The organism is Flavobacterium sp. KS-LB2 (assembly GCF_036895565.1).
Taxonomy (GTDB): domain Bacteria; phylum Bacteroidota; class Bacteroidia; order Flavobacteriales; family Flavobacteriaceae; genus Flavobacterium.
In genome coordinates, this window is the sequence record NZ_CP145904.1 from 2,386,905 (window position 1) to 2,405,934 (window position 19,030).

At 33.1% G+C, this 19,030-nt stretch carries 20 protein-coding genes; 11 read left to right on the forward strand and 9 right to left on the reverse strand.

The annotated features are described in order from the left end of the window. The 4 genes from V5J73_RS10165 to V5J73_RS10180 all read right to left on the reverse strand — a co-directional run bounded on the left by V5J73_RS10165 (position 1) and on the right by V5J73_RS10180 (position 4,064). Entirely contained in the window at positions 1-1,395 is a 1,395-nt protein-coding gene (locus V5J73_RS10165) for a DUF5723 family protein (RefSeq protein WP_338645601.1), read from the reverse strand. Then, on the reverse strand, positions 1,392-1,946 hold the full coding sequence (locus tag V5J73_RS10170; RefSeq protein WP_338645603.1) for a hypothetical protein: 555 nt from the start codon (positions 1,944-1,946) through the stop codon (positions 1,392-1,394). The genes V5J73_RS10165 and V5J73_RS10170 overlap by 4 nt, the downstream gene beginning before the upstream one ends. Positions 1,947-2,048: 102 nt before the next feature. After that, a complete protein-coding gene (locus V5J73_RS10175) occupies positions 2,049-2,912 on the reverse strand; it encodes a hydroxymethylglutaryl-CoA lyase (RefSeq protein WP_338645604.1) in 864 nt (287 codons plus the stop codon). Between the two features lie 129 nt (positions 2,913-3,041). Continuing rightward, the gene (locus V5J73_RS10180; RefSeq protein WP_338645606.1) at positions 3,042-4,064 is read right to left on the reverse strand and encodes a quinone-dependent dihydroorotate dehydrogenase; all 1,023 of its coding nucleotides are present in this window, start codon (positions 4,062-4,064) and stop codon (positions 3,042-3,044) included. A 305-nt stretch (positions 4,065-4,369) separates the two neighbouring features. On the opposite strand from V5J73_RS10180, the gene V5J73_RS10185 reads away from it, so the two are divergent. The 4 genes from V5J73_RS10185 (at position 4,370) to V5J73_RS10200 (ending at position 7,689) form a co-directional block, all read left to right on the forward strand. Next, the gene (locus V5J73_RS10185) at positions 4,370-4,927 is read left to right on the forward strand and encodes a hypothetical protein (protein WP_338645608.1); all 558 of its coding nucleotides are present in this window, start codon (positions 4,370-4,372) and stop codon (positions 4,925-4,927) included. 176 nt (positions 4,928-5,103) lie between these two features. Then, on the forward strand, positions 5,104-6,357 hold the full coding sequence (gene pepT / locus V5J73_RS10190) for a peptidase T (protein ID WP_338645610.1): 1,254 nt from the start codon (positions 5,104-5,106) through the stop codon (positions 6,355-6,357). 5 nt (positions 6,358-6,362) lie between these two features. Continuing rightward, entirely contained in the window at positions 6,363-6,947 is a 585-nt protein-coding gene (locus V5J73_RS10195; protein ID WP_338645612.1) for a YdeI/OmpD-associated family protein, read from the forward strand. Between the two features lie 292 nt (positions 6,948-7,239). After that, positions 7,240-7,689, forward strand: a complete 450-nt coding sequence (locus V5J73_RS10200; RefSeq protein ID WP_338645614.1) for a hypothetical protein — start codon at positions 7,240-7,242, stop codon at positions 7,687-7,689. 75 nt (positions 7,690-7,764) lie between these two features. Here the strand turns inward: V5J73_RS10200 and yajC are convergent, their stop codons facing one another. From yajC to V5J73_RS10215, 3 genes are all read right to left on the reverse strand, one after another. Further along, a complete protein-coding gene (gene yajC / locus V5J73_RS10205) occupies positions 7,765-8,037 on the reverse strand; it encodes a preprotein translocase subunit YajC (RefSeq protein ID WP_338645616.1) in 273 nt (90 codons plus the stop codon). Positions 8,038-8,065: 28 nt separating this feature from the next. Further along, positions 8,066-8,977 (reverse strand): transcription antitermination factor NusB, encoded by a 912-nt coding sequence (gene nusB / locus V5J73_RS10210; RefSeq protein ID WP_338648610.1) that lies wholly within the window; start codon positions 8,975-8,977, stop codon positions 8,066-8,068. A 185-nt stretch (positions 8,978-9,162) separates the two neighbouring features. After that, on the reverse strand, positions 9,163-10,269 hold the full coding sequence (locus tag V5J73_RS10215; protein ID WP_338645618.1) for a Glu/Leu/Phe/Val family dehydrogenase: 1,107 nt from the start codon (positions 10,267-10,269) through the stop codon (positions 9,163-9,165). A 200-nt stretch (positions 10,270-10,469) separates the two neighbouring features. Between V5J73_RS10215 and V5J73_RS10220 the strand changes: the two genes are divergently transcribed. From V5J73_RS10220 to V5J73_RS10240, 5 genes are all read left to right on the forward strand, one after another. After that, a complete protein-coding gene (locus V5J73_RS10220) occupies positions 10,470-12,230 on the forward strand; it encodes an ABC transporter ATP-binding protein (protein ID WP_338645619.1) in 1,761 nt (586 codons plus the stop codon). A gap of 71 nt (positions 12,231-12,301) precedes the next feature. Continuing rightward, entirely contained in the window at positions 12,302-12,682 is a 381-nt protein-coding gene (locus V5J73_RS10225; protein WP_338645621.1) for a PUR family DNA/RNA-binding protein, read from the forward strand. Positions 12,683-12,772: 90 nt separating this feature from the next. Next, positions 12,773-13,597 (forward strand): alpha/beta hydrolase, encoded by an 825-nt coding sequence (locus V5J73_RS10230; RefSeq protein WP_338645623.1) that lies wholly within the window; start codon positions 12,773-12,775, stop codon positions 13,595-13,597. Positions 13,598-13,602: 5 nt separating this feature from the next. After that, positions 13,603-14,427: a sulfurtransferase gene (locus V5J73_RS10235; RefSeq protein ID WP_338645625.1), complete on the forward strand. Its 825-nt coding sequence runs from the start codon at positions 13,603-13,605 to the stop codon at positions 14,425-14,427. A 17-nt stretch (positions 14,428-14,444) separates the two neighbouring features. Beyond that, positions 14,445-14,993 (forward strand): RBBP9/YdeN family alpha/beta hydrolase, encoded by a 549-nt coding sequence (locus V5J73_RS10240; RefSeq protein ID WP_338645627.1) that lies wholly within the window; start codon positions 14,445-14,447, stop codon positions 14,991-14,993. A gap of 2 nt (positions 14,994-14,995) precedes the next feature. Here the strand turns inward: V5J73_RS10240 and V5J73_RS10245 are convergent, their stop codons facing one another. Continuing rightward, positions 14,996-15,331 (reverse strand): tRNA-binding protein, encoded by a 336-nt coding sequence (locus V5J73_RS10245; protein WP_338645629.1) that lies wholly within the window; start codon positions 15,329-15,331, stop codon positions 14,996-14,998. Between the two features lie 398 nt (positions 15,332-15,729). Here V5J73_RS10245 and V5J73_RS10250 point away from each other — a divergent pair, with 398 nt between their 5' ends. Continuing rightward, positions 15,730-17,283, forward strand: coding sequence for an FMN-binding glutamate synthase family protein (locus tag V5J73_RS10250; RefSeq protein ID WP_338645631.1), 1,554 nt, complete (start codon positions 15,730-15,732; stop codon positions 17,281-17,283). A gap of 6 nt (positions 17,284-17,289) precedes the next feature. After that, positions 17,290-17,679, forward strand: coding sequence for a GreA/GreB family elongation factor (locus V5J73_RS10255; protein ID WP_338645632.1), 390 nt, complete (start codon positions 17,290-17,292; stop codon positions 17,677-17,679). A 319-nt stretch (positions 17,680-17,998) separates the two neighbouring features. On the opposite strand, the gene V5J73_RS10260 is transcribed toward V5J73_RS10255, so the two are convergent. Further along, on the reverse strand, positions 17,999-18,931 hold the full coding sequence (locus tag V5J73_RS10260; protein ID WP_338645633.1) for a peptidylprolyl isomerase: 933 nt from the start codon (positions 18,929-18,931) through the stop codon (positions 17,999-18,001). Positions 18,932-19,030 lie beyond the last annotated feature (99 nt).

The window sequence follows — 19,030 nt, forward strand, 5'->3', positions numbered from 1 at the left end:
TTATTTTTTACTATTCTTAAAAACAACATTTAGTCCTAGCTGAAAGGACAAACTATTGGCTTTAGCTACATCTTTATATTCTAACAGATTATCAGCAAGCACATAAAAATTAACCGGCCCAAACATACTGGACAATCCTAATCCAATATTTTTATAAGAATAAGAATCTATAGTATAGGTTGCTTTCATTTGCAAAGAATTGAAAATTTTTCTTCTGTAATAGGTTGTAAAAGCAACTAAAGGGGTTCTTGGCGTAGACATCACAAATAGTTGAGCACCCACAGCACTTTTATAAATAGTTTCTGGATCATAATTGAGACAATTACAATCTTCAGGTACTTCTTCTTCGAATGAAAATTGAATGGAAGTATTTAATTTTGTTGGTCGCCAAGTGGTATAATCAGCATATAAAGTATCCAAAGAAACTGCATCCTTAAATTCTTGATAGCCCTCTTCTGCTGAGCCTCCAGAACTGAATTTGGGCACAACACCTTCAAATTTATAAGTCCCTTTAAAAGTCAAGCTTTCTACTTCTTTGGTATGCTTTATAAAACCAAAATCAATAACACTTGCGGTTAATTGAATGTTTTTCTTTGGATAATACGTCAAACCAGCATCAAATCCCAAACCTAAATTACCTCCTAAAAAAGCTCTTTTAGTAATGTCTTTTACCACATTTGGATCTTTATCGGCATCATCATATTGCGCAATTCCTGAAGTGTTCAGTTGTAAATCCGAATAAATCATTTGTTCGTAAACAGTTACTGAGGAAGGAATGGTATAGATATAACCCGAATTGTTCGTGGAAGTGGCATTATAGATACTAGAATAGATTTTTCCTCGCGCTCCTAAAATTAATTTTTTATTTATATTTTTATGAAATCCCAGATGAAAAACAGATAGCATTTCTGCTTTTACATTTAAATCTCCTAAATTGAATACTTTACCCAAATAATCTCTATTTCCGTCTAAAGCCAAAATGGCAATATCTTTAGGAACATAGCCCATAAAATCAAACTCTTGATACATTCCAAAAGAAACATAGGAATCGTCCTGTTCTCCTGATATTTTAAAACCTCCATTAAACAATTCTATTTGTTCGTTTACAGCGAGTCTGTCTTTTCGTGTTGTGGAGAATAGTACATTTCTCAGTTTCGCATTAAAATCTACTCCATTATCTGCGAATAAATCATAAGCTGAAAACCCACTCGAACCAATATTAGCAGAAATACCAGATAATAAAGGGATTCCGAAATACCAATTGTACTTGACATCAGAACCTGGATTAGTCAACAAAGACTGAGGCACCGAAGTGAAATTATATAAAATCTGTTTGTTTTGTGAAAAGGAAGCTATTGTTATAGATAGAACAAAAATCAAAATTACTTTTCTCATTCTACTACAAAATAGGCGGTTACTGCTGATCGTAATTTTATACTACCTAGACTACTTTCAGTCAATGGAGGCCCAGAAAACATGGTTAGTGTGAAGGTAATTTTAGTTGTTCTTTTTAATAAATCCAGTGTAGCATTTTCAAATATTTCAGTCTTAGTACTACTATTTTCTACACCTGAGTAAGCAGGCACAATAAGATTTGTGGAATGAATAAACTGATTATTCCTATCCAGAAATACTATATCTATTCTATAACTTCTATTTATAGTATTGTTAAGTTCAAAAAAAAGATCAACTCTATTTAAACTATCCGTGAAAAATTTTTCATTAAATACATCTACAGTTGGCGCATCAAAAAACACATTTTGCTCAACTCCTCCGGTTACAAATTGATTGGCTTGAATATCGAAATAGGCTAAATTTGATATAATCACAGGCTCAACTTTTACATCATTTACTTGATTAAAATCTAAATCACTAGCACATGAAGATGAAAATAAAATCAAAATTAGTATCCTTAGAAAGGTAGTGACAGCGCGTAGTTTCATCATATTTAGTCTCTTAAAGGAAATGGAGTAACTGTATCATAACGTATCTATCATAAACTTATTATTTTCAAAATATAGAGGCAACTACTAATCTACATTTTAATTTTAATGAAATTCACCAAACAACTTAGAAGCCTCATTATAAGCGCTTTCGAAACTAATAGGACTCATTTCAGTCCTTTCTTTTTTCGCAGTAAAATAAGACAATAGTTTTTCTGTAGGCATATTACCCGTTAAATCATCTGTTGCCATTGGACATCCGCCAAAACCTTGAATAGCACCATCAAAACGACGGCAACCCGCTTTATAAGCTGCATCAATTTTCTCAAACCATTTATCAGGTGTTGTATGCAGATGAGCACCAAATTCTATTTTTGGGTATTTGGGAATTAAATTCGAAAATAAATACGAAATAACATCTGGTGTAGAACTTCCTACCGTGTCCGAAAGGGATAAGATTTTGACTCCCATCAAAGCTAATTTTTCCGTCCACTCGCCTACAATTTCCATACTCCAAGGATCACCGTAAGGATTACCAAATCCCATAGAAAGATAGGCAACAACTTCCTTATTCGTTTTATCGGCAATTTCAAGGATTTCCTGTAAAGTAATCAACGATTCAGCAATCGTCTTATGGGTATTCCGCATTTGGAAATTCTCAGAAATCGAAAATGGAAATCCTAAATACTGTATTTCAGAATGATTTGAAGCTAGAGTTGCTCCTTGAGTATTCGCAATAATGGCCAATAATTTGCTTTTGGTTTGAGATAAATCAAGTTGTGCCAAAACTGCTGCGGTATCCTGCATTTGCGGAATCGCTTTTGGTGAAACAAAGCTTCCAAAATCTATAGTATCAAAACCTACACGCAATAAAGACTGAATATACGTCACTTTTCTTGACGTAGGAATAAATGGCTTTATGCCTTGCATGGCATCTCGTGGACATTCTATAATTTTTATTGGCTCCATAGAAAGCCAAAGATAGAAAAACAATTAAGAATTTAAAATTATGATTTTTAAATTTTAAAAATTTGATAGCATTCCGTATTTTAATACTGAAGTGAAGTCGTAAGCAACTTGAGTCCTAACAAAAGTATCCTATTGCAATCGTTCTAAAATCTTTTTGTTTATGGCTTTCACCAAAGCTGGGCCTTCATAAATAAAACCAGTATACAACTGAATTAAACTTGCTCCTGCGTCTAATTTCTCTAGTGCATCTTCAGCAGAATGAATTCCTCCTACTCCAATAATCGGGAAAGCTTTATTGCTTTTTTCAGATAAAAATCGGATTACTTCGGTAGCACGTTTTGTCAATGGCTTTCCAGACAATCCTCCCATTTCGGTTCTAGCATCCGATTGTAATCCTTCCCGAGAAATTGTTGTATTAGTTGCAATAACACCAGCAATCTTAGTTTCCTTAATAATATCAATAATATCAAGCAACTGTTCATCTGTTAAATCTGGAGCAATTTTTAATAGGATTGGCTTTTGTTTTGGCTTTGCTACATTCATATTTTGCAATGTTTGCAACAATTGAGTCAAGGGTTCTTTGTCTTGTAAAGCTCTAAGATTTGGCGTGTTAGGCGAACTTACATTAACAACAAAATAATCAACATAATCATATAGAGCATCAAAACAAATTTCATAATCGGAAGTAGCTTCTTCGTTTGGTGTCAACTTATTTTTACCAATGTTTCCTCCTATTAAAACTCCCTTATTTTCTTTCAACCGTTTCACCGCCTCTTTAACTCCGCCATTATTGAAACCCATTCTGTTGATAATTGCACTGTCTTTTTTCAATCGAAACAATCTTTTTTTAGGATTTCCTTCCTGCCCTTTGGGAGTAAGTGTTCCTATTTCGATAAAACCAAAACCAAAATTAGATAATTCTTTATACAATTTAGCATCCTTATCAAATCCGGCAGCTAAACCTACTGGATTTCTAAATTTCAAACCAAAAACCTCAGTTTCTAATCTTGTATCCTTTACTTCGTAAAGCAAGCTAAAAAGACTTGTAAAACCTGGTATTTTAGATAAAAAACGAATCAATGAAAAAGTAAAATAATGTACTTTTTCTGGATCAAACAAAAATAGAAATGGACGAATGAGTACTTTATACATGATAGTAGTAGTGTTGTTCGTGCAAAAATAGAACTATCTAATCGATTATTAAATTTTTCGAAAAAAAATTATACATCCACATTTAATTTGGCTCAAGCCAAAGCTAAATAGTATAAATGAACAGTAGTTAAATAAAACACAAAAACACCCAACGAAACCAAAACAAAACACTTATTTACAAGCACTTAAGCCTAAAAAACATCACTTAAAATTCCTTCAAACAAAAATAAAAATTGATTTTTTAAATGATTTTTCTTATATTGTAATGTATTACAGGAGATTTAATACACTTAAAACACATAATCATGAATATAAAATTAATTTTTACAGTACTAATGCTTTCTAGTTTTCAACTTTTCTTTGCTCAGGAAATTAAATCGGATACGATAAAGCTAGCCACAAAAACGACAATAACTACGGTTACAACAATTAAAGACACTATAAAAGTAGCTCCGGCAGTTGCTTCAAAACTAGCAACAGAAGCCGAAAAAGAAGCATTAAAAAAAGAAGCTAAAGAACTAAAGGACAAACTTAAAGCAGAGAAAAAAGCGCTAAGAGAAGCTAAGAAAATTGAAAAAGAGCAAAAAGATTTTGAAAAAAAACAAAAAGCATTCAATAAGCTACAAAACAAAATTCTTTCGAGTGAAAAATCAATTAGTAAGATTAAAACAAAAATCTCAAAAGAAGAACGTAATCTAATCAAACTCAAAGAAAAATTTGAGGAGAAAAAATCAAAAGGAAAGCTCGATTCAACTGGAATTGAAAAAGAAAACATCAAAATCAGTAAATGCCAAATAAAAATAAATAAGCTGGAAGAAGATCTTGATAAAGCCGAAGAAAAGCTACAGAAATTAAGAGATTAATTGGAACCACCTTCGGGTGGTTTTTTTTATATAAAAAGGTAGTTTAAATTTCATATCGAAATGGTTTATTGAGGGTAATACAATCAAATTACTATTTTTATTATACCAAATTTAGTTGCTGATTAACTTTAAAATGCTCCTAAAAAAATGTTTATATTTGCATAAAACAAATTAAAATGCAACATATAATTGACCGTTTCATCAGTTACGTAACTATTGATACTGAATCTGACCACAAATCAGAAAGTACACCAAGTACCGCAAAACAATGGGATTTAGCCAATAAACTGGTTGAAGAACTTAAAATTATTGGATTGCAAGACGTGACAATTGATGAGAAAGCGTATATCATGGCAACTTTGCCAAGTAATGTAACTCATGAAGTCCCTGTAATAGGATTTATTTCTCATTTTGACACTTCCCCTGATTTTACCGGAGCCAATGTAAAACCTCAAATTGTATCGAACTATGATGGTAAAGACATTGTATTAAATGCAGAAAAAAATATTGTGTTATCTCCAAATTATTTCAAAGATTTATTGCTTTACAAAGGGCAAACTTTAATTACTACTGACGGAACGACACTACTAGGTGCCGATGACAAAGCCGGAATTACTGAGATTGTAACAGCAATGGAATTTCTTGTCAACAATCCTGAAATCAAGCACGGAAAAATCAGAGTTGGATTTACACCTGATGAAGAAATTGGTCGAGGCGCGCATCATTTTGACGTAGAAAAATTTGGTGCTGACTGGGCATATACGATGGATGGGAGTCAAATAGGCGAATTGGAATATGAAAATTTCAATGCGGCTGGTGCCAAAATCACTTTCAAAGGTAAAAGCGTGCATCCTGGCTATGCCAAAGGGAAGATGATCAATTCTATGTTGATTGCAAATGCTTTTATTAGCGAACTTCCTGCTGGAGAAACTCCTGAGGAAACTAAAGGATATGAAGGTTTTTTTCACGTACATCATTTGACTGGAAGTATTGAAGAAACCGTTTTGGAATTAATCATTCGCGATCATAACAAGAAAAAATTCGAAAAACGCAAAGAGCTAATCGAAAAAATTGCTCGAAAAATCAATAAAAAATTTGCCAAACAATTTGGTGAAGATATCGCTATCACAGAGATTAAAGATCAATATTACAACATGAAAGAAAAGGTTCTGCCTGTGAAACATATTGTAGATATAGCTGAAAAAGCAATGAAAGAACTAGGAATTAAACCGCTCATAAAACCTATTCGTGGTGGAACTGACGGCTCACAATTATCCTATAAAGGATTGCCTTGCCCAAATATTTTTGCAGGCGGACACAATTTTCATGGAAAATATGAATACGTTCCAGTAGAAAGTATGCAAAAAGCAGTTGAAGTAATTGTAAAAATAACAGAATTGACAGCTACAGAAGATTCATCTAAAAAATAAGCTATTTGGAATCCTCAAAAACGACTCATTCTTGGGATAAAAACAATAATTGGACAGAGGAATTAGAACTTCTAAAATCAATTATTGTCAAAGCAGAACTCACAGAAACAACAAAATGGGGTGGTATTGTTTATGTATTAAATGGCAAAAATGTACTTGGAATAGGAGGATTTAAAAATTACTTTACGATTTGGTTTTTCAATGGTGTTTTATTGCAAGACAAAATAAACGTTCTGGTTAACGCGCAAGAAGGCGTTACCAAATCGTTGCGACAATGGCGTTTTTCATCAAAAGAAGAAGTCAATGAAGCCACAGTTTTAGATTATATTCAAGAAGCTATAGAAAATGAAAAACAAGGAAAGAATAGCAAGCCTCAGAAAAAAGAACCTATCATTTCTGAATTGCTTCAAAAGGAATTAGATGCTGATGGGAATTTAGCAGATGCTTTTCAAAAGTTCTCTCCTTATAAGCAATATGAATTCTTAGAATATATTGAAACTGCCAAACGAGAGGAAACCAAACGTTCCCGAATTGAAAAAATCAGACCAATGATAAAAGAAAACATTGGTTTAAATGATAAATACCGATAAAATTAAGTCCCAATTCTGAAGTTCAGAGTTGGGACTTATTTATTTGAAGCAACTTTAGAATAATACATTCTATATGCATCATCATTGATACAATTTCTTTATTTAAAAAAGAAATTTCTTTCTTCCTTGAATACTACTTGTTTTTATAACAAAATAAATTACCCCTATCGTTCTGAAAAACTTAACATTGACAAGTTCATAAAATCACTATATTTACTAGTAGTCTTATAAATAATTTACGAATACCTGAACTTCAATTCGTTACACTAGACAAAAGCTAACACTATAAATTATGATAAAAAAGAACGAAGCGGAAACAGATCCTGTATCTCCCGCAAAACCTGAAACTAAAGCTCCAACAAGAGCTCGAAGAACGAAAGCAATTAACCCTATAACGGATTCTGTTGAAGTTATAGCCCCAATAATGGAGGAAACCATAACGGAAACTATTGAAATTTCAACTATTAGTGAAGATGACACTAGCATTCATGATGTTTCAAATCAGAAAAAAAGCAAAAACGAGATTAAAACCAAAGTAAAGATGAAAGATAAAGACAAGAAAAAGGCTAAGAAAGCCGACGCAAAAGAGAAAGCTAAGCAAAAAGCGAAAGCAAAAGCCAAAAAGGCAAAAAAAGCCAAAAAGGATAAAGCTAAGAAAGCAAAAGTTAAAGCCAAGATAAAAGCTAAAAAAGCCAAAGCAAAATCAAAAAAAGCGAAGAAGAATAAAAAGAATAAAAAATAAGGATATTTTTTATCCAAAAAAAAAGTCCCAATCCGAATAATCGGTTGGGACTTTTTTAATTCATTAAAATGAGAATTATTTTTTGTTCAATACTGCACTCATTTCCATAGAAATAGCAGAACGCTCCATTTTCAATTTTCCTGACATTGTTTCAACAACAACAGTTGTCTCTGCTAATTCAGCAACTTTTCCGTGAAGACCACTTTTTGTGATGATTTTATCACCTACTTTCAAAGCGCTTTCAAATTCTTTTTCTTGTTTTGCTTTTTTCTGCTGTGGCTTGATCATGAAGAAATAGATCACCACAAACATTAATAAAAACGGTGCAAATTGAGTTAATTGTTCCATAATTTAAATTCTTTTTTTTATTTGATTATTACATTAAACCGCGACCAGCTTTGATAATTCTTTTACTGCCTTCAAGTTCTTTTACTAAATTGTCTAAAATTCCGTTGATAAAAATACTACTTTTTGGAGTAGAATATTCTTTAGCAACTTCTAAATATTCGTTAAGCGTAACTTTAACGGGAATCGATGGGAATTTCAAAAACTCACAAATTGCCATTTTAAGAATAATAGTGTCTATTTCAGCAATACGCTCCGTATCCCAATTAGGTGTTTTATCCAAATATTCTTTGGCTAATGCTGCTTCGTTTAACACTGTTTTTCGGAACAAATCCTTAACAAAATCCTTGTCCTCATTGTCTTTATACAACTTTGGCACTCTGAAATTGTCATTTTCACCAGATTTAATCGCTTTCAATTGCTTGATGATATGCGTATTTACTAATGGAATATCATCAACCCAAGTTAACTTATCATCCTCTAAATATTCATATAATTTTTCGTTAGGAACAATTACATCCATGAATAAATCAACGATAAACTGTTTGTCTTCTTCAAATGTATTTACTGCATTACTCATGTAATCCGCATACAATTTACTTGCTTTTACGTCATTTAGAAGCAATAAAATATAATCGTCATTCAATGACCAATTATTAATTTTACGATTCTCAAGTGCAATACTTAGTGAGTTGTTATCGGCAAGAATTTGAAAAATTTGATTTTTGATGAACTTTTCGTTGGGATTTCGTTCCTCAGGAGTTGCAAGATGTTTCAAACTTGATTTATGTAAAAAGACAGTCTCTGTTTTACAAATTTCAATCAAAGAAGAAAGCATGATAAGGTATAAATCTTGAATGTTGTCGATGCTGTAAAAAAGGAATTTTTCTTCTTTTTCCAGATTATCTGAACCGCTTTGATGCATCGCATAAATGGATTGCATTACTTTAACGCGAATGTGTCTTCTATTTACCACCTTGTAAGAACTTTTATTAATTAGAGTGCAAAAATAAGTATTTCATTTTTTAAAATAAAATATATAATCGCTTATTTTAAAGTTTTCAATCAGCAGCATTCAGTGAACAGAAATAAATTATTCACTGAATACTGATAACTGAGCACTTTTTTTTACTTGTTACTATTCTCTATTTTTCTTTGATTGATGCGATTTTGAGCTATAGTCAAAGCAGCATGATGTGTTGTCATTTTATTCGCAATAGCAAAATCAAATATTTCTAATGTTGTGTTATAAATATTTTCAGTTTTACGCATGATTTCTGCTTTGTCATAATGCGCTAATTCAGCATACACATTGATAATTCCACCTGCATTAATCAAGAAATCCGGAGCATAAAGAATGCCTCTTTCCTGTAGAATTGCACCATGAACATTCTCATCCGCTAATTGATTATTGGCAGCACCAGCAATTACTTTTGCTTTAATTTTATAAACTGTATTGTCATTTAAAGTAGCTCCCATCGCACAAGGCGCATAAATATCAACATCTGCACTATATAAATCGTCTCCTCTAAAAATTTGTGCATTGTACTTTGCTCCTACCTCGTACAATCTATCTTCATTGATATCAGAAATAGTTACTACAGCACCTTCTTTTGATAAATAATCAACTAGAGTTTCACCAACATGACCAATTCCTTGAACCAAAACTTTCTTACCTCTCAAAACATCAGAACCAAATTGTTGTTTTGCAGCCGCTTTCATTCCTAAATATACTCCGTAAGCCGTAACAGGTGATGGATTTCCAGAACCACCTCTTGATTCAGAAATACCGGTAACATAAGGTGTTACATCTCTAACGATATCCATATCTGCGGTTTCCATTCCTACATCTTCAGCGGTAATATATCTTCCGCTTAAAGAATGTACAAATTCACCAAACTTACGCATCAGTTCCGGTGTTTTTTGTGTTTTAACATCCCCAATTATAACTGCTTTTCCTCCACCAATATTCAATCCTGTTATCGCTGCTTTATAAGTCATACCGCGAGAAAGACGCAATACATCATTTAATGCTTCCCACTCATTTGCGTAATTAAACATTCTTGTACCACCCAAAGCAGGTCCCATAACCGAATTATGAATACCAATAATTGCTTTTAAACCTGTATCTTTGTCGTTGCAAAATACAATTTGTTCGTGATCATCAAATGACAATTGACCAAAAACGGGATCCATTTTTTGAAGTTCCTTTCCAGTTGTGAAAGCTGCATTCATAGTGTAAGTTTTTTTAGTGATAAATTACGAATTCGTCAAAAAGACAATCCAAATTTAAACAAAAAACGAATATGTATTGATTTTTTGTTTAAAAATTATCAAATCAATAATTTAGCTTGCTAGCAATTCAACACTGAAATTATCAAAAAATACAATTATTTTAAAAAATAAAATCATTTCAACATAGAATATCTTAAAAAATGAAAGAATTACGTTATTTAAATAAATATTTCGTCAAATACAAATACAGCTTCTTACTGGGAATTATTTTTACCATTATCGCACAAATATTTATGCTTTTCACACCCAAGTTGATTAGCAAATCATTCAAGGTCATTGAGGCTTTCGCCAAAGATAAAACAGTAGCCAAATCAGTTATTCACGAAGAATTAATTTCGAATATCCTATTGATTATTGCTACTACAATTATTGCAGGGTTTCTTACTTTCTTAATGAGACAAACTTTAATTGTGATGTCACGCCACATCGAATTTGATTTAAAAAACGAAGTATTCCGCCAATATGAAAATCTTTCGCAGAACTTCTACAAACAAAATCGTACCGGAGACTTAATGAATCGCATCAGCGAGGATGTTTCAAAAGTAAGAATGTACGTTGGACCTGCCGTAATGTATACCATAAATACCGTCATACGTTTTGCAATAGTCATTGTCTATATGTATAATGTATCGCCAATCCTGACTTTATACACATTGCTTCCTTTACCTATTTTATCATACGCGATTTTCAAACTGAGTTCCGAAATCAATGTTAGAAGTACTATTTTTCAACAATATTTATCTAAAGTTTCCAGTTTTTCACAAGAAATATTTTCAGGAATCCGAGTGATAAAAGCCTATTCCTTAGAAAACCAACATCAAAATAACATGGTGAATTTAGCCAATGAAAGCAAAAGTAAGAGCTTGAATTTGGCCAAAGTACAATCCTTATTTGGACCGTTAATGTTGGCGTTGATAGGAATCAGTAACTTAGTCGTAATTTATTTTGGTGGTTTAATGTACATCAACGGCTCTATAAAAAGCATTGGAACCATTGCAGAATTTATTTTATACGTGAATATGCTGACTTGGCCTGTAGCTTCTCTAGGATGGGTTTCTTCTATGGTTCAAGAGGCTGAAGCTTCGCAAAAACGATTGAATGAATTCCTTAAAATCGAACCGGAGATAAAAAATAAAAATCTGAATAAATCAGTGATTGAAGGTTCAATTTCTTTCGAAAATGTAAGCTACACTTACGAAGACACGAATATCAAAGCGTTACATAACATCTCTTTTACCGTAAAAAAAGGAGAAACTTTAGCCATTCTAGGAAAAACAGGATCTGGAAAATCTACTATTTTATCCTTAATTTCCAGAATGTATGATGTAACTGATGGAAAAATAACCATTGACGGAAGCGAAATAAGCACTGTCAATCTTTTTGATTTGCGAAACAGCATTGGTATCGTTCCGCAAGATGCGTTCTTATTTTCCGATAGTATCAAGAATAATATCATGTTTGGCAAAGAAAATGCAACCGCACAAGAAGTAGAAGCAGCTGCTAAAAGTGCTGTTGTTCATGATAACATCATGGGTTTCAATAAACAATACGAAACGATTTTGGGAGAAAGAGGAATCACTCTTTCTGGAGGTCAAAAACAACGCGTTTCTATCGCCAGAGCCATTATTAAGAATCCACCTATTTTACTATTTGACGATTGCTTGTCTGCAGTAGATACCGAAACCGAAGAAACTATACTTAACAACTTGTATGAAATTTGTAAAGACAAAACAACAATTATTGTTAGTCATCGGGTCTCTTCTGCTAAAAATGCAGATAGAATTATTATCATAGAAAAGGGTGAAATTATACAACAAGGTTCTCATAATCAATTGATAAATCAAGAAGGGTATTACGCCGCTCTTTATTTGAAACAACTTTCAGAAAAAGAAATGCTATAATTGTTGTATAATACATATATTTTTTAGATTTTTGGATACTACTTAACAACCATAAATTGATAGAAAGGATTATGAGAGAACATGACATGTTAGAAAAAGAAGAGATTTTTTCGAAAGTTTTAAGAGCTGGAAGAAGAACCTATTTCTTTGATGTGAGAGCGACAAAAGCAGATGATTATTACATTACCATTACCGAAAGCAAAAAATTCACTGAAGAAGATGGATCATTCCATTTCAAGAAACATAAAATCTATTTATACAAAGAAGATTTTGCCGCTTTTGCAGAAATTCTTGGAGAAATGACTTCTTACGTTTTGAACCACAAAGGCGAAGAAGTAATCTCAGAAAGACACCAAAAAGATTTTAAAAAAGAATATGTATCTGAGAAATCAGACGATGATATTATACCGCAAACATCAACTTTTACTGATATTGATTTTGATGATATTTAATTTTTAATTCCCTACTTACAAAAGTAAAAAGTCCAAAAGTCATTTGATTTTTGGACTTTTTTTGTACATTTAAAAAATAAATGATGCCAAATGAAAAACGTTTCTCTTTTTGTAATGCTATTCTTTTTCGGACTTACTATATCAGCTCAAAAACTAGAATATACAACACAAACCAATCTTCCTTATTACACAGAATCCATCAATAAATCAGATACATATATAAAAGAACGATGTGTACTAGATGTCTATTACCCAAAAAATAGTCCAGGATTTGCAACCGTGATTTGGTTTCATGGCGGTGGATTAACTGGTGGAAACAAAGAACTTCCTGAAGGACTAAAAAACCAAGGAATAGCAGTTATTTCAGTCAATTATCGTTTAGGGCCAAAAGTAAGTTCCCCAAAATATATTGAGGATGCAGCAGCTGCTGTAGCTTGGGTTTTTAAAAATATCACTGGATTTGGTGGAGACGAATCTTTGATTTTTGTATCCGGTCATTCTGCAGGTGGATATCTGGCAAGCATGGTAGGTTTAGATAAAAAATGGCTGAACACTCAAGGAATCGATGCCAATAAAATAGCGGGGCTTATTCCTCTTAGCGGACAGGCAATTACTCATTTTTTAGTTCGAAAAGAACGCGGTATTGCAGACACACAGCCGGTAATAGATGATTTAGCACCACTTTTTCACGTTCGTGCAGATGCTCCTCCTCTATTACTAATAACCGGAGATCGTGAATTAGAAATGTTAGGTCGTTACGAAGAAAACGCTTATTTAATGCGCATGATGAAGATTGCTGGGCACCAAAACACGAAACTATATGAATTAGATGGATTTGGTCACAACATGACAGAACCCGCTTTTCCTTTATTGCTCAATGAAGTCCGCAGAATTACTAAGGAAAAGAAACACTAAAACTAATGACAGAACCAATCGTAAGTGTCGCATGGCTTCAAGCTAATCTTAAAAATCCAAACGTAATAATCCTCGATGCCAGTTTAAAAGAGAATCAATCCAATTTAAAAACTGGCTTAGAAAATATCCAAATTAAAGGTGCCCGATTTTTTGACATAAAGAACACCTTCAGTGATACCGTTAATCCATTACCCAATACACTTCAGAGTCCCAAACAGTTTGAAACAGAAGCTAAAAAACTAGGAATCAATAAGAACAGTACAATAGTAGTCTATGACAACTTGGGTATTTATTCGAGTCCAAGAGCTTGGTGGCTGTTTAAAATAATGGGACATCAAAATGTTGCTGTTTTAGATGGCGGGTTACCCGAATGGGTAAAAGAAGGTTATCCTGTTGAAGAAATACCGAAAAATCCAATCTATACCCTTGGAGATTTTGAAGCTAAATTTATCCCAGAATTAGTGAAAAGTAAAGAACAAATTCTAGAAAACATACAAACCAAAGATGCTATTTTGATTGATGCCCGTGCAGAAAACCGATTCAAAGGAATTGGTGATGAGCCCAGACCTGGATTACGAAGCGGTCATATTCCCGGTTCTATAAATATTCCGTATACACAACTTTTGCAAAACGGAAAATTTTTATCAAAAGAAGAATTAGCTACAATCTTAAAAATTAACGACAAACCTCTAATATTCACTTGCGGTTCCGGAGTTACAGCCTGTATTGATTTAATAGCCTACGAATTGATTGGTAAAAATTCGAAATCAATCTATGATGGTTCTTGGACAGAATGGGGACAACTGGAGAATCTTCCAATAGAGAAATAGCCTAATTTATTTTAAATATGGAACCAAAATTATTAATTCTAACAGGACTTGGAGATTCAGGAGAGAATCATTGGCAAAGTTATTGGCTGCGAAAATTTGACAACTCAACTAAGCTTATTCAGGATAATTGGGAAGAACCTCAACTTAATAACTGGCTTACTAATCTCAATGAAACAATCCAAAAATTAGACATTCCAACTGTTTTAGTAGCGCATAGTCTAGCGGTTTCAATGGTTGTGCATTGGGCTTCCGCCAATAGTAATCAGAATATCATAGGTGCTTTGCTCGTTGCTCCTGCCGATGTTGATTCAGCTGAACATACACCTGAGGTAACTTGGAACTTTTCTCCTATACCAAAATTAAAACTTAATTTCCCTTCGATAGTCATCAGCAGCGAAAACGACCCTTATATTTCAATCGAAAGAGCCGATTATTTAGCTCAAAAATGGGGCAGTGATTTTATCAACGTAGGTCAAAAAGGACATATTAATTCAGAATCAAATTTGGGATATTGGGAAGAAGGGCAGTTGATTTTGCAACAATTACTAAATAAAACCAACGTCTAATTTTACCCAATTTGCAATCCGTTTTCTATTTTAAAATCGGGTGCCAGTAAAATCACATCCCCTTCATCTCCTACAGCACCCAATACCAAACACTCGCTCATGAATTTTCCGATTTGTTTTTTAGGAAAATTGACTACGGCAACAATCTGTCGGTTGAGTAAATCTTCTTTTTGGTACCGTTTCGTTATTTGTGCAGATGTTTTTCGAATTCCAATTTCAAAACCAAAATCAATCGTCAATTGATAGGCTGGTTTTCTAGCTTCAGGAAAATCATTAACTTCCAGAATAGTTCCTACGCGCATTTCTACTTTTTCAAATTCATTCCAAGTGAGTTCCATTTAATTTTAGTTTTAATTTCGAAGTATAAAGTTACATTTTACAAAATAGAAACCTACTTATTAGAAATAGATATTTCATAATTAAAAGATTTGTCAAGCCAATTTGACATGTTAAATACAAGTTAAACGTATTAGAAGTAAAAGAAATGAATGTACTTTTGTATTGCGAAATTTAATTTTTTCATGAAAATATTTCAAAATACAAGACTAATCTCAGCCACTCTTTTTAAAGAGATTTTTGTGTTTAGTGCAAAATTTTCGCATTCAAAAGCCTTTGTTGATTAGACCTTCGTCTATATAAAATCAAACTACTTCGAGACGAAGGTTTTACTTTACATCATTTATTTAACCTGAAATTTTAAAAGTCCTCTTTTTAAAATTAAATCTAATTTAAAAACATGTTTTTAAAAAAATTAGCAGCGCACCAAATTATTTGGGCGTCTACCCTTTCGTTTTTAGTAATCAGTAGCGTATTAATTTATTTTGATTATCTTGATTATTTATTTTTCGTTATTCCACTTTTATTAGTTTATTTATTGATTTCGGATACTTTTCAATCCAAACACACAGTTAAAAAAAACTACCCAATTGTGGGTCGTTTCAGGTATTTCCTAGAATCTTTTCGTCCTGAAATGCGTCAATATTTTTTTGAAGGCGAATTAGACGGAAAACCATTTAATCGCAGACAACGCACAATCGTTTATCAAAGAGCCAAAAATGTAAAGCAAACTATTTCTTTTGGAATGCAGGATGATCCAAACAGAATTGGGTACGAATGGGCAGCACATTCCATTTATCCAAAAAGAGCCGATAAACAATTTTTCAGAACTACAGTTGGGAACAGCCAGTGTTTGCAACCGTATAGCGCCAGTATTTATAACATTAGCGCCATGAGTTATGGCGCATTGAGCAAAACTGCTATTTCTTCTTTGAATAAAGGAGCTCAAAAAGGCGGATTTGCACATAACACCGGCGAAGGAGGAATCAGTGATTTTCATTTAGAAGGCGGTGATTTAATTTGGCAAATTGGAACAGGATATTTTGGATGCAGAAAAAACGATGGCACTTTTTCGGAGGAATTATTTACAGAGAAAGCCAACTTTCCGCAAGTAAAAATGATTGAGTTAAAACTCTCTCAAGGAGCTAAACCTGGACACGGAGGATTATTACCCGGCGAAAAAAACACCACTGAAATTGCTAAAATTAGAAATATCCAGCCTCACATTGCAGTACATTCTCCTGCGGGACACACTGCTTTTTCAAACAGTGCGGAATTATTACTTTTTCTAAAGAAATTAAGACACTTATCTAATGGAAAGCCTGTCGGATTCAAAATTTGCATAGGTCGCCAAGATGAATTTATCGACATCATTAAAGCCATGAAAGAAACAGGAATTGTACCTGATTTTATTACCATTGACGGAGCAGAAGGAGGAACTGGAGCAGCGCCTTTAGAATTTATTGATTATATGGGAATGGCACTTTCGGATGCTTTGATATTTGTTACCAAAACTTTGCAACAATTTGAACTCAGGGATCAAATTAAAATCATGGCTTCTGGAAAAATTATTACTGGTTTTGATATTGCCAAAGCAATATCACTTGGTGCTGATGCATGTTACAGCGCAAGAGGAATGATGTTCGCATTGGGTTGTATTCAAGCTTTGCAATGCGATAGTGGCAAATGTCCAGTAGGTATTGCAACCCAGGATAAAGCTTTATACAAAGGATTAGATATTACTGAAAAAAGTGTGCGTGTTGCCCATTTTCATAACAATACACTTAAAGCGTTTGCCGAATTCATTGGAGCTTGTGGATTTGATTCTCCAAAAGCGATTACTCCAGATGTTTTTTACCGCAGAATTGACCATAAAACCAATGAAAGTTTTACTTCCCTATTTTTTAACGATTTTGAAAATAAAGCTAAAACCGAAAAAATAACCTTAAATTAAATTCATATGAAACCAACACCAATTTTAACAATTACCGATTATAACATTCTTCGAGAATTGGTAAAAAATGCAAAAGACAGTACAAATATTAGAGAGATCGCTTTGCTTACACAAGAATTAGATCGAGCAATCGTCAACAAAGGAAGTGTTCTTGACGAGTCTATTATCCGAATGAATTCTCATGCAACAGTCGAAGACACCAAGACAAAACAGCGAATGAATATTCAAATTGTAATGCCTTCACAATCCAACATTAAAGAAGGAAAAGTTTCTGTTTTGGCTCCTTTATGCGTCGCTATAATAGGCTTTAAAGAAAATGACGAAGTAGAATGGCAATTACCAGCCGGCATTAAAAATTTAAAAATAATTGCCGTAACTAATACTTCAAACGACTAGTTACATTCTTTTAACACCTCATTTTATGAAGGTGTTTTTTTTATCTTTTTATATAAATCTGACAATCAAATATTTCATTAATAAAAGGGATTCTTAGATTTAAAATCTAATCCTTTTCTTTGATAAATCTTCAATTTCAACAACTACTTCAAAAAATTTTATACCCTAAAAGTTTAAATCCATAATTCTATTTGGTTTTTCTTTACAAAAAAAATACCCCCAAATAGCATATAACTATTTAGGGGTAATTCAAAGATAAATAGAATTTTAAGTCGATACAAAATTAAAACGTCTAATAATGTAGTCCTTATTTCACTCTTTATTTAACATCCATTAATTCAACGTCAAAAATCAAAGTAGCGTTTGGTGGAATTGCTCCTCCTGCACCGCGCGCTCCATATCCTAAATGAGCCGGAATTACGAAACGTGCTTTGTCACCTACACGCAACAAGGCAATTCCTTCATCCCATCCTTCGATAACGTTTCCTCTTCCTAATGGAAATTCAATTGGTTTTTTACGAGGGTAAGAACTATCAAAAACTTTTCCGTCAGGAAGTTGTCCAGTGTAATGTACTGAAACAATTTTTCCATTCTCTGCTTTTTTACCTTCTCCTTTTTGGATGAATTGGTAACGCAAACCACTTTCTGTTTTTTCAAAACCAGCAGCTAATTTTTCCATTGCCGCTTCAGCATCTGCTCTTAAAGCTGCATCACGCTTGTTACGCGCTCCTTTGAAAGTGATAAAAGCCTCAATTGCATTCCAATTTTTAGCTTCTTCACCTTCTCTGATAATTTCTAAAGACTCTAGAACATCACCTTGTTCTACAGAATCTACAATATCTTGACCTTCTACAACATGACCAAAAACTGTATGTTTGTTATCTAGCCAATCCGTTGGAATGTGTGTAATGTAGAACTGAGAACCGTTTGTTCCAGGTCCAGAGTTAGCCATTGCTAAAACTCCAGGACGGTTGTGTTTTAAACTTGGGTGAAATTCATCATCAAATTTGTACCCTGGATCTCCAGTTCCAGTTCCTAGTGGACAACCACCTTGAATCATGAAATCAGGAATCACTCTGTGGAATTTTAATCCATCATAAAACTTAACCCCTTGCGGTTTTACTTTATTTTCTAAGTTTCCTTCTGCCAATCCTACGAAGTTCCCCACTGTTCCAGGAGTCAAATCGTGTGTTAGTTTTACTAAAATCGCACCTTTGGTAGTGTTGAATTTAGCATATATTCCGTTTTCCATTTTTTTTTAATTTTTATTGAATGGCAAATTTACAAATTAAATTTATTTCAACCTATTGCATGAAACTTTTGATTTGCCAACGTGACGTTAAATAAAAAA